The sequence below is a fragment of the Massilia genomosp. 1 genome, assembly GCF_011682185.1.
In the GTDB taxonomy this organism is placed as follows: domain Bacteria; phylum Pseudomonadota; class Gammaproteobacteria; order Burkholderiales; family Burkholderiaceae_D; genus Telluria_A; species Telluria_A rubra.
Genome location: NZ_WHJF01000016.1, coordinates 1 through 11,624 on the forward strand (window position 1 = coordinate 1; position 11,624 = coordinate 11,624).

Below are 11,624 nucleotides of genomic sequence, written 5' to 3' on the forward strand. Positions count from 1 at the left end.
GTCCGGTCTGCCGAGAATCGACCACACGCCGCCAAACTTCAACCTTCAAACCGCTTCATTGACTGTCCCGTTCAATTGGGTAGGGACGCTATCGCCCGCGACATTCCGATTCAAGTTGAAAAGGTCCTGCATCGGAAAAGCGGCGCTGCGGCGGTGGTTTGTGCAACATTCAGGCTAGGAGAGTCGCTGGCATAACTACTTGACATGCGCAACAGCGTTATGAACGAAGATAAATAGAATAGAGCGGAAAAGCGTAGCGCCTTCCACCGTTGAGGAGTATGACAGGCGTACCAGCCCGGCATACGGCGAAAGGCGCTCCGCTTTTCCGCCCCAGGGCGTGGCCCAGAGACGTGGCACCAGCGTTGCGGCGCACTTGTAAAAACAACCCGCAAACAAGGGGATATATCAATTACCGATAATACATATTCATCGCCCGGACCGACTTAATCATCATCCGGATCGCGCCCCTGCATCGCCGCCTTGACCGCGCGCTGCGAAAACCCGCGCTGCATCAAGAACCGCATCTGCTTGTTGCGCTCGGCGGGATCGCTCGCCACCGTGCCGTACTTGCGCTCCCACACCTCGCGGGCGCGCGCCATCTCGCTGTCGACCAGGCCGGCCTTGAGCTCCTGTAAGGCTTCGCCCCTGACCCCGTGACTTTGCAGCTCGGCCATGATGCGACTGTTGCCGAAGCGCGCCGAGCGGCGGTGAATCAGGGATTCGGAAAAACGTTCCTGCGACAGCCAGTTGTTTTTCTCGAGAAAATCGAGCAGGGCCTCGACATCGTCGCCCTCCTCCGCATGGCGCGCCAGCTTGCGCCCCAGCTCGAGCCGGCTGTGCTCGCGCATCGACAGATAGCGCAGGGCACGGCCTTTCAGGCTCAAATGGGGTGCTGCCATCGCCAGGCCCGCCGATTACTCGGGGACAGCCTTCAGCTTGGCCGCCTTGACGGCAGGCTCCTCGCCAGCGACCGGCGGCAGTTCGCGCACGCCGAGAGCGACGCGTACCTTGTTTTCGATCTCGCGCGCCAGAGCCGGACGCTCCTTGAGGTAAATACGCGCATTGTCCTTACCCTGGCCGATACGTTCGCCGTTATAGCTGTACCAGGAACCCGACTTCTCGACGATCTTGTTATCCGCACCCAGATCCAGAATCTCGCCTTCGCGCGACGTGCCTTCGCCATACAGGATGTCGAAGTGCGCTTCCTTGAACGGCGGCGCGATCTTGTTCTTGACGACCTTGACCTTGGTTTCGTTACCGATGACTTCGTCGCCGGACTTGATCGAACCGGTACGGCGGATGTCCAGGCGCACCGAGGCGTAGAACTTGAGCGCGTTACCGCCGGTGGTGGTCTCCGGGCTGCCGAACATGACGCCGATCTTCATGCGGATCTGGTTGATGAAGATCACCAGGGTGTTGGTGCGGTTGATCGAGCCAGTCAGCTTGCGCAGCGCCTGGGACATCAGACGTGCCTGCAAACCCGGCAGGGAGTCGCCCATGTCGCCTTCGATCTCGGCGCGCGGCGTCAACGCGGCGACCGAGTCGATGACGACCAGGTCGACGCTGCCCGAACGCACCAGCGCGTCGGTGATTTCCAGCGCCTGTTCACCCGTGTCCGGCTGCGAAATGAGCAGTTCGGACAGGTTGATGCCCAGTTTTTGGGCATAGCCGACGTCCAGCGCGTGCTCGGCGTCGATAAAGGCGCAGGTGCCGCCCAGTTTTTGCATTTGCGCGATGGTCTGCAGGGTCAAGGTGGTTTTACCCGACGATTCAGGACCGTAGATCTCGACCACGCGGCCGCGCGGCAGGCCGCCCACGCCAAGCGCAATGTCCAGGCCGAGCGAGCCGGTCGAGACGACCTGCACATCTTCGACCGGCGCGTTGGCGTCCATGCGCATGACGGAGCCCTTGCCGAACTGCTTTTCAATCTGCGCCAGGGCAGCGGCCAGCGCCTTGCCCTTCTCGCCAGCATTTAATACGGTTTTTTTATCGTCCATAACTTTCTTTCAGTCCAGAGAGTGGTCCAGATCAAGGGCGGGTAGCACGTCACAGGCACTACTGTACAAATAAACAGTGGTTTGTGCAAGCGCCACACGCCTCAGTTTCAAAAAAATTCCCGGCGTTGCGGCAAATGAAACACAATAGCCCTAATTAGACGTCCCGGTGCCACCATGCGTATTTTACTTGCCGAAGATGATAGCGTGCTTGCCGATGGATTGACGCGCTCCTTGCGCCAGTCCGGCTACGCCATCGATTGTGTGAAGAACGGACAGGAGGCCGATACCGCCCTGTCCACCCAGGAATTCGACCTCCTGATCCTCGACCTGGGCTTGCCGCGCCTGTCCGGGCTGGAAGTGCTGCGCCGCCTGCGCGCGCGCGCCTCGCTGCTGCCGGTGCTGATCCTCACCGCGGCCGACTCGATCGAGCAGCGGGTCAACGGCCTCGACCTGGGCGCCGACGATTACATGGCCAAGCCGTTCGCCCTGTCCGAGCTGGAGGCGCGCGTGCGCGCCCTGACCCGGCGCGGCGCCGGCGGCGGCGCGGCCGTGGTGCGCCACGGCCCGCTGGCGTACGACCAGGTCGGGCGCAGCGCCTATATCAACGAGCAGATGCTGGACTTGTCGGCGCGCGAACTAGGCTTGCTCGAAATTTTGCTGGCGCGCGCCGGGCGCCTGGTGTCCAAGGAACAACTGGTCGACCATTTGTGCGAATGGGGCGAGGAAGTGTCGAACAACGCCATCGAAGTCTATGTACACCGCCTGCGCAAAAAGATCGAGGTGGGCGGGGTGCGCATCGCCACGGTGCGCGGCCTGGGCTACTGCCTGGAAAAATTCCCCGACGCCGGACGCGGCGCTCCCGACACGGGCGCGGCATCGAAGTGAGCGTGCGCGACGCCGCCCTGGCGCCGCCGGAGGCCCCGGACGCCCTCGAGACCTTGTATGTGCCGCCCGGCGCCGAGCTGGAAGAAAACATCCAGCATTCCCTGTTCGGAGAAATCCTCGACTGGATGCTGGCGCCCTTGCTGCTGCTGTGGCCGATGAGCATCGCGATCACCTACCTGGTGGCCAAGTCGATCGCCAACCAGCCCTTCGACCATGCGCTGGAAGACAGCATCACCGTGCTGGCCCAGCAGGTGCGCGAAGTCGACGGCAAGGTGTTCTCGCGCCTGCCCGGCAGCGCGCGCGACATCCTGCGCGCCGACGATGTGGACCAGGTGTTCATCCAGATCAGCGGCCCGCGCCGCGAGCACATCGACGGCGACCGCGACCTGCCGCTGCCGCCCGACGACGAGCGCCTGCGCAACGGCCGCGTGCATTTCCGCAATGACTTGATGCACGGCACGCCGGTGCGCATCGCCTTTTCGTATGTCAACCTGCGCCCGCTGGCCAGGCGCGGCGACGAACCCTGGGCCGCCCTGGTGCAGGTGGCCGAAACCCTGGACAAGCGCGCCCAGCTGGCCAACGAAATCATCAAGGGCGTGATCCTGCCCCAGTTCATCATCTTGCCGATCGTGCTGGCCCTGGTCTGGTTCGCGCTCGCGCGCGGCCTGTCGCCGCTGGCGCAGTTACAGGAACGCATCCGCGCGCGCCGTCCCGACGACCTGTCGCCGATCGATTCGCGCCAGGTGCCGGAAGAAATCTCGCCGCTGGTCGGTTCCCTCAACGACATGCTCGAACGCCTGTCGCAAACCATCGACATGCAAAAGCGCTTCATCGCCGACGCCGCCCACCAGATGAAAACCCCGCTGGCCGGCATGCGCATGCAGTCCGAACTGGCGCTGCGCCAGCGCGACCCCGATGAAATCCGCCGCTCGCTCGAGCAACTGGCCAAGAGCTCGGAAGCGGCCACGCGCCTGGTCAACCAGTTGCTGGCCCTGGCGCGCGCCGAAAACCAGCCCAACGCCGGCCTCGCCTACGAAGTGCTGGACCTGTGCGACAGCGCGCGCGACACCGTGCAGGACTGGGTGCAAGCCTCGTTCGCGCACCGCATCGACCTCGGCTTCGAGCAGCCCGAGGCGCCGGTGCCGATCGCCGCCAACGCCATGATGCTGCGCGAAATGCTGTCGAACCTGATCGACAACGCCCTGCGCTACACCCCGGCCGGCGGCAGCGTCACCGTGCGCGTGCGGCGCGAGCTTGATCTGGCGATCCTGGAAGTGGAAGACAGCGGCCCCGGCATCGCCCCGGCCGAGCGCGCCCACGTGTTCGAGCGCTTTTACCGCATCCTCGGCAACAGCGCGCCCGGCAGCGGCCTCGGCCTGGCCATCGTGCGCGAGATCGCCCAGCAGCACGGGGCCGAGATCGACATTGTCAACAATCCGCGCAGCGGACAAAAAAAAGGGTCGCCCGGCTGCCTGTTCCGCCTGACCTTCCCGCCGCCGTGCGTCACCGATGAGGACAACTGCTGATGCCGACCGCCCTTGGCTCCCTGGCCGAGCAGCGCCGCCGCCTGGTGGCCGCGCGCCGCATTCACTGGCGCCGCACGCGCCGCCTCACCGCCATCCTCCTGCTGGTGTGGCTGGCGAGCGGCTTTTGCACCGTGTTTTTCGCGCGCGAACTGGCCGCCTGGTCGCTGGCCGGCTGGCCGCTGCCGTTCTACCTGGCCGCCCAGGGCGCCTCGCTGGTGTACCTGGCCATCCTCGGCGTGTACGTGCTGGCGATGCGGCGCGCCGACCGCCGCTTCCTGGCCCTGCTCAAAGCCGCGCCCGGGGGGACGTCGTGAGCGCCGCGTTGCGGCGCCTGAGCCGCTACTACCTGTGGTTTACGGCCGGCTTCGTCGCCTTCATCGTCGCGCTGGCCCTGCTCGAACGCGAAGGCATGCCACGCGTCTGGCTCGGCTACCTGTACATGTTCGCCACCATCGTGCTGTACGCCGCCATCGGCGTGATCAGCCGCACCTCGAACGTGACCGAATACTATGTGGCCGGGCGGCGCGTGCCGGCCCTGTTCAACGGCATGGCCACCGCCGCCGACTGGATTTCGGCGGCCAGCTTCATCAGCCTGGCCGGCGGGCTGTACCTGCACGGCTTCGACGGCCTGGCCTACATCATGGGCTGGACCGGCGGCTATTGCCTGGTGGCGCTGCTGATCGCGCCCTACCTGCGCAAGTTCGCCCAGTACACCATCCCCGATTTCCTGGCGGCGCGCTACGGCGGCGGCGCCGGCGGGCGCGGCGGGCCGGTGCGGGTGATGGCGGTGGCCGCCACCATCATCGTCTCGTTCACCTACGTGGTGGCGCAGATCTACGCGGTCGGGCTGATCGCGTCGCGCTTTACCGGGGTCGATTTTTCGGTCGGCATCTTCCTCGGGCTGGCCAGCATCCTGGTGTGCTCGTTTTTGGGCGGCATGCGCGCCATTACCTGGACCCAGGTGGCGCAGTACATCATCATCCTGGTGGCGTTTTTGCTGCCGACCATGTGGCTCTCGCTCAAGCATGCCGACAATCCGGTGCCCCAGGTCGCGTACGGCGCCGTCATGCCCAAGCTGGCCGCGCGCGAGGCCGAACTGGAACGCGACCCGCGCGAGCGCGCAGTGCGCGCCATCTTCGCCCAGCGCGCCGCCGCCTACGGCGCGCTCGCGGCCAGCCTGCCCGGCTCGTGGGAAAGCGGGCGCCAGGATGTGCAGCACCGGCTCGACGCGGTGCGCCTGCGCAATGCCACGATGGGCGATATCCGCGCCGCCGAGCGCGCCCTGGTACACTATCCGAAGAGCGCCGAAGAAGCCGCGCGCCTGTGGAGCAGCGCGCGCGCGGCCAACCTGGCCCGTTCCCTGCCGCCGCAGCCGCACGCCACGCCCTTTCCGGGGGCCGACCGCGATGCCTCCGACATCCGGCGCAACAACTTTTTGGCGCTGGTGTTTTGCCTGATGCTGGGCACGGCCGCGCTGCCGCACATCCTGATGCGCTCCTACACCACCGCCTCGGTGCATGACACCCGCGTGTCGGTGTTCTGGACCCTGTTCTTCATCCTGCTCATTTACCTGTCGATCCCGGCGCTGGCGGTGCTGATCAAGTACGACCTGTACAGCACGCTGGTGGGCACCAGGTTTTCCCACCTGCCCAACTGGATCAGCTACTGGGCCAATGTCGACAAGCTCCATCCCCTGATCAGCATTGCCGACATCAACGGCGACGGCATCGTGCAACTGGCCGAAATCGCCATCGACGGCGACATGCTGGTGCTGGCCACGCCCGAAATCGGCGGCCTGCCCTACGTGATCTCGGGCCTGGTGGCGGCCGGCGGGCTGGCGGCGGCGCTGTCGACCGCGGACGGGCTGCTGCTGGCCATTTCCAACGCGCTGTCGCACGATTTTTACTACAAGGTGCTCGACCCGGGCGCCTCGACCCAGAAGCGGGTCACCATTTCCAAGCTGCTGCTGCTGGGGGTGGCCTTCATCGCCGCCTACGCCGCCTCGCAGAAGCCGGCCGACATCCTGTCGCTGGTGGGCGCGGCGTTTTCACTGGCGGCCTCGACGCTCTTTCCGGCGCTGGTGCTGGGCGTGTTCTGGAAGCGCGCCAACCACGCCGGCGCGCTGGCCGGCATGGCGGCCGGTTTCAGCGTGTGCCTGTACTACATGCTGCACACCAACCCCATCCTCGGCGGCAGCGCGGCCGGCCAGTGGTTCCACATCGCGCCGATGTCGGCCGGGGTGTTCGGCGTGCCGGCCGGATTGCTGGTGCTGGTCGTGGCCAGCCTGCTCACGCGGGCGCCGGACGCGCGCGCGCACGGCCTGGTCGATTATGTACGCGCGCCCGAATGACGAATTGTCGTAACAACGCAGCGGCGCCGCGAAACGCGCTGGCAGCCGCTCCGGCAAGCGCCTAGGATTGACCGGGCGACGGCGCCACGCCGCGCGTGTCGTCTTCCGACCAGCGAGTTTTTATGTCCGCCCACCTGCCGCACCTGCTGCACTTGTTGCGTGTCGCGTTTTTGTGCGCCGCTACCCTGCTCATCCCCGCCGCCGCCGCCGCGCCGGCCGCGCCGCCACCGCCCCTGGCCGACTTCTTCGACAACCCGGCCTTCAGCGCGGCGCTTCTTTCGCCCGACGGCAAGTTCCTCGCGGTGCGCTACAACAAGGACAAGCAGCGCGACCGCCTGATCGTGATCGAACTGGCCAGCCAGGCCATCAAGGTGGCGGCCAGCTTCAGCGACCGCGACGTCCGCAATTTTCAGTGGGTCAACAACGAGCGCCTGGTGCTCGACACCACCGACAACACCGTCGGGCCGGGCGACGAGCGCTACTGGCCGGGCCTGTACGCGGTCAACCGCGACGGCGCCAGGTTCCGCCAACTGGTGCAGGCGACCGGGTCCTTTCTGCAGCAGCACGTCGTGGCCAGCAACGTTTTGCCGGCCAACCATTTCCTGGTCCGGCAGACCGGCGCCCAAACCTCGGACGATGTGTACGTCACCAATCCCAAGCGCGACGGCATGCATGGCGACGGCGACCTCAAATATGTCAACCTGCTGCGCCTCAATACCGTGACCGGGCGCAGCGAAACGGTGCGCCGGCCCGGCCCGGCGATCGACTGGCTGCTCGACCACAAGGGCGAGCCGCGCATCTGCATCACGCTCGACAAGAATATCCAAACCACCTGGTACCTGGACCAGGCCAACGATCAATGGCGCGAAATCGCCGCCTTCGACGCCTACCTGGGCGGCAAGGATGCCTTCACGCCGCTCGCCTTCGCCCCCGACGGCAGCCTGGTCGTCACCAGCGCCAGGGGCAAGGACAAGCAGGCCCTGCATACCTTCAAGCTGAGCACCCTGCAGATCAGCGCCGAACCGCTGGTGGTGCTGGCCGACTACGATTTCAGCGGCGAACTGGTCACCACGCGCGACCAGCTGCTCGGCGTGCGCTACCTGAGCGACGCCCGCTCCACGGTGTGGTTCGACGCCCGCATGACAACCCTGCAGGCGGCCATCGATGCCGCCCTGCCGGCCACCGTCAACCTGGTCGACGTCCCGGCGCGCGCCGAGGCGCCGTGGGTGCTGGTGCATTCGTATTCCGACCGTCAGCCCGAGCGCTACCTGTTGTACAACCTCGAAAGCGGCAAGTTCAACCCGGTCGGCAGCACCCATGAACGCATCGTGCCGGCCAGCATGGCCGCGCAGGAAGCGGTGCGCTACAAGGCGCGCGACGGCCTGGCCATCCCGGCCTGGCTGACCTTGCCGAACGGCGAGCCGAAGGGCGAGCCGAACGGCAAGCCGAACGGCTCGCCCTTGGGCGCGCGTAAAAACCTGCCGCTGGTGCTGCTGGTGCATGGCGGCCCCTGGGTGCGCGGCGGCGAATGGGGCTGGTCGGCCGCCAGCCAGTTCCTGGCCTCGCGCGGCTACGCGGTGCTCGAACCCGAATACCGCGGCAGCACCGGCTTCGGCAGGGCACACTACCACGCCGGCTGGAAACAATGGGGCTTGAAGATGCAGGACGACCTCGCCGACGGCGCCCGCTGGGCCATCGCCCAGGGCATCGCCGACCCCAAGCGCATCTGCATCGCCGGCGCCAGCTACGGCGGCTACGCCGCGCTGATGGGACTGGTCAACGATGGCCCCTTGTACCAGTGCGGCATCAACTGGGTCGGCGTGACCGACATCAACCTGCTCTACACGGGCCACTGGCGCTTTACCTCCGACATGAGCAGCGACTACCTGAAGTATGGCGCGCCGACCCTGATCGGCGACCCGGTCAAGGATGCGGCCCAGTTGCGCGCCACCTCGCCGCTGCTGCAGGCCGCGCGCATCGGCCAGCCGGTGCTGCTGGCCTACGGCGCGGTCGACCGGCGCGTGCCCCTGTACCACGGCAAGAAGTTCGTCGAGGCGCTCAAGGAGCACAATCCCAACGTCGAATGGGTGGTGTACCAGGACGAAGCGCACGGCTGGTCCTTGCCGAAGAACCGCATCGACTTCTGGGGCCGGGTCGAACAATTCTTGCAGCGCCATATCGGCACGCCGCGCGAGGCCGGCGAGCGATAGCACTGGCGCCAAGGTTGGCAAAACGATAGTATTGACAGGACAGACAGAAACAACGCCTTTTCTTCCCCCTTTACCGAGCCAATCCATGCCTGTTTTACGCCCCTCCCTCCTGCACCTTGCCGCCCTGCTCGTCTGCGCCCTGGCCGCGCCCGCCTTTGCCGCCGAACCGGTCGCGCCGCCACCGCCCCCGCCGATCGCCGATTTTTTCGACAACTCGGTCTTCAGCGATGCCGAACTCTCGCCGAACGGCAAGTTCCTGGCAGTGCGCTTTTCCAACGATAACAAGCGCGACCGCCTGATCGTGATCGACCTGGCCAGCAACGCCACCAAGGTCGTGGCCCAGTTCGACGATCGCGATGTCAACGCCTTCCAATGGGTCAATAACGAGCGCCTGGTGCTGGACTCGACCGACAAGACCATCGGCCAGGGCGACGTCGTCAGCGGCCCGGGCCTGTTCGCGGTGAACCGGGACGGCACTAATTTCAGGCAACTGGTACACGTCAACTGGGCTGCACTCCAGCAACACAGCGTGACCCGGATTACCTTGCCGCCCAACCATTACCTGGTGCGGCAGAAAGGCGCGCAAGCGTCCGACGATGTGTACGTGATCAATCCCCAGCGCGACGGCATCCGCGAGAACGGCGACATCAAGTACGTCAACCTGATCCGCCTGAACACCGTGACCGGACGGACCGAGACGGTCAATCGGCCGGGGCCGGCCCAAGGCTGGCTGCTCGACCACAAGGGCGAACCGCGCCTGTGCATCACACTGGAAAAAAATATCCAGACCATCTGGTATCGCGATCCGTCCAACAATGAATGGCGCACCCTGGCCTCCTTCGATGCCTACGCGGGCGGCAAGGATGCCTTCACGCCGCTGGCCTTCGGTCCGGACGGCACCTTGTACGTGAGGAGCGACGCCGGCAAGGACAAGCAGGCGCTGCATACCTTCGACCTGGTCAACAATCGCCTCAGTGCCGAGCCGCTGGTGTCGCTGACCGACTATGACTTCAACGGTCAGCTGGTCACCTCGGGCGCGAAGCTGCTCGGGGTGCGCTACCTGAGCGATGCGCGCGCCACGGTGTGGTTCGACAGCAAGATGAAAACCCTGCAGGCGAGCATCGACGCCGCCCTGCCCTCGACCGTCAACCTGATCAAGCCGGCGGCGCGCCCCGACAGTCCTTGGGTGCTGGTGCAGTCGTATTCCGACCGGCAACCGGCGTACTACGCCTTGTACAACATCGAAACCGGCAAGTTCACCGGCGTCGGCGGCACCCATGAGCGCATCGTGCCGGCCAACATGGCCGAGCGCGAATTGGTGCGTGTGGCGGCGCGCGACGGTTTGCCGCTGCCGGCCTGGCTCACCTTGCCGAACACGGGCAGCATGGGCAAGGACAAAGACAAGGACAAAGACAAGGACAAGCGCAAGAACCTGCCGATGGTGGTGCTGGTGCATGGCGGGCCCTACGTGCGCGGCGGCGAATGGGGCTGGTCGGCCGACACCCAGTTCCTGGCCTCGCGCGGCTACGCGGTGCTGGAACCCGAGTTTCGCGGCAGCACCGGCTTCGGCAACAAACACTACAAGGCCGGCTGGAAGCAATGGGGCTTGAAGATGCAGGACGACATTGCCGACGCCACCAGATGGGCGATCGCCCAGGGCATCGCCGACCCCAAGCGCATCTGCATCGCCGGCGCCAGCTACGGCGGCTACGCCACCCTGATGGGCCTGGTGAACGATCCGGGCCTGTACAAGTGCGGCATCAACTGGGTCGGCGTGACCGACATCAACCTGCTCTACACGGGCCACTGGAGCTTTGCCTCCGACATGACCGCCGGCTACCTCAAGTACGGCGCGCCGATCCTGATCGGCGACCCCGACAAGGACGCGGCCCAGCTGCGCGCCACCTCGCCGCTGCAGCAGGCCGCCCGCATCACCCAGCCGCTGCTGTTGGCCTACGGCGCGGCCGACAAGCGCGTGCCCCTGTATCACGGCAAGAAATTCCGCGACGCCGTCACCGCCACCAACCCGAACGTCGAATGGGTGGTGTACCAGGAAGAAGGGCACGGCTGGGCGTTGCCAAAAAACCGCGTCGACTTCTGGGGACGGGTCGAAAAATTTCTCGGCCGCCACATCGGCACGCCTTGAAACGATTCCACTGTCATGAACGCGCAACAATTACAACAGCGTTGCCGCGCCTTTGCGCATGCAACCGAGACCTTGCATGCGAGTCCGGGCAATATTCTGGTGTATGCGGTGGGCGGAAAAAAGTTCGCCTACTTCAAGACCAGTGAACCGGAAATCGGACGTTTCAGTCTGCGCGTCGCGCCCGATCTGTTCCTCGGGCTGACCGCCATGCCTGGTGTAAAGCCGGCCCGCTACATGGGCCGCTTTCATTGGGTGACAATGGTCGATGCAAGCACTTTTCCGCAGGATTGGCTGGCCCAATTGCTGGCCTGGTCGTACCAGAAAGCCCGCTCTTCGCTGACCAAAGCAGAGCTCGCCGCACTGGACGGCAAGACCCTGTGAGGAGGCTGGCGCGGGCCTGGCGGATGCCTGCCGCCGGCCCATTTCTAGCACGTCCGTAGCGGCTCATCAAAGTTATTATTTCTGCAATTTTGATGTAATTTCGATATAAAATATCGCACTGTCGCACCA

General features: G+C 65.4%; 10 protein-coding genes. 8 read left to right on the forward strand and 2 right to left on the reverse strand.

The genetic code is table 11. The features are described from left to right. A partial coding sequence (locus F1735_RS35635; RefSeq protein WP_222852963.1) for a hypothetical protein occupies positions 1 to 195 on the forward strand: 195 nt, incomplete at its 5' end. Between the two features lie 248 nt (positions 196 to 443). Here F1735_RS35635 and recX read toward each other — a convergent pair. Beyond that, positions 444 to 899 carry a recombination regulator RecX gene (gene recX, locus F1735_RS08275; RefSeq protein WP_167236491.1) on the reverse strand — a complete coding sequence of 152 codons (456 nt, stop codon included), beginning with the start codon at positions 897 to 899 and terminating at the stop codon, positions 444 to 446. A 15-nt stretch (positions 900 to 914) separates the two neighbouring features. Further along, on the reverse strand, positions 915 to 1,997 hold the full coding sequence (gene recA, locus F1735_RS08280) for a recombinase RecA (protein WP_166877971.1): 1,083 nt from the start codon (positions 1,995 to 1,997) through the stop codon (positions 915 to 917). Positions 1,998 to 2,171: 174 nt separating this feature from the next. Between recA and F1735_RS08285 the strand changes: the two genes are divergently transcribed. The 7 genes from F1735_RS08285 (at position 2,172) to F1735_RS08315 (ending at position 11,495) form a co-directional block, all read left to right on the forward strand. Beyond that, a complete protein-coding gene (locus F1735_RS08285) occupies positions 2,172 to 2,882 on the forward strand; it encodes a response regulator (RefSeq protein WP_166894605.1) in 711 nt (236 codons plus the stop codon). Beyond that, positions 2,879 to 4,408: a sensor histidine kinase gene (locus F1735_RS08290; RefSeq protein WP_373888487.1), complete on the forward strand. Its 1,530-nt coding sequence runs from the start codon at positions 2,879 to 2,881 to the stop codon at positions 4,406 to 4,408. The genes F1735_RS08285 and F1735_RS08290 overlap by 4 nt, the downstream gene beginning before the upstream one ends. After that, positions 4,408 to 4,722 (forward strand): DUF4212 domain-containing protein, encoded by a 315-nt coding sequence (locus F1735_RS08295; RefSeq protein WP_167236492.1) that lies wholly within the window; start codon positions 4,408 to 4,410, stop codon positions 4,720 to 4,722. The genes F1735_RS08290 and F1735_RS08295 overlap by 1 nt, the downstream gene beginning before the upstream one ends. Next, positions 4,719 to 6,758 carry a sodium:solute symporter family protein gene (locus F1735_RS08300; protein ID WP_167236493.1) on the forward strand — a complete coding sequence of 680 codons (2,040 nt, stop codon included), beginning with the start codon at positions 4,719 to 4,721 and terminating at the stop codon, positions 6,756 to 6,758. The genes F1735_RS08295 and F1735_RS08300 overlap by 4 nt, the downstream gene beginning before the upstream one ends. A 122-nt stretch (positions 6,759 to 6,880) precedes the next feature. Continuing rightward, positions 6,881 to 8,968, forward strand: coding sequence for an alpha/beta hydrolase family protein (locus F1735_RS08305; protein WP_167236494.1), 2,088 nt, complete (start codon positions 6,881 to 6,883; stop codon positions 8,966 to 8,968). A gap of 85 nt (positions 8,969 to 9,053) precedes the next feature. Further along, entirely contained in the window at positions 9,054 to 11,114 is a 2,061-nt protein-coding gene (locus tag F1735_RS08310; RefSeq protein ID WP_167236495.1) for an alpha/beta hydrolase family protein, read from the forward strand. A gap of 15 nt (positions 11,115 to 11,129) precedes the next feature. Continuing rightward, a complete protein-coding gene (locus F1735_RS08315; protein WP_167236496.1) occupies positions 11,130 to 11,495 on the forward strand; it encodes an MmcQ/YjbR family DNA-binding protein in 366 nt (121 codons plus the stop codon). The last annotated feature ends 129 nt before the right edge of the window (positions 11,496 to 11,624 follow it).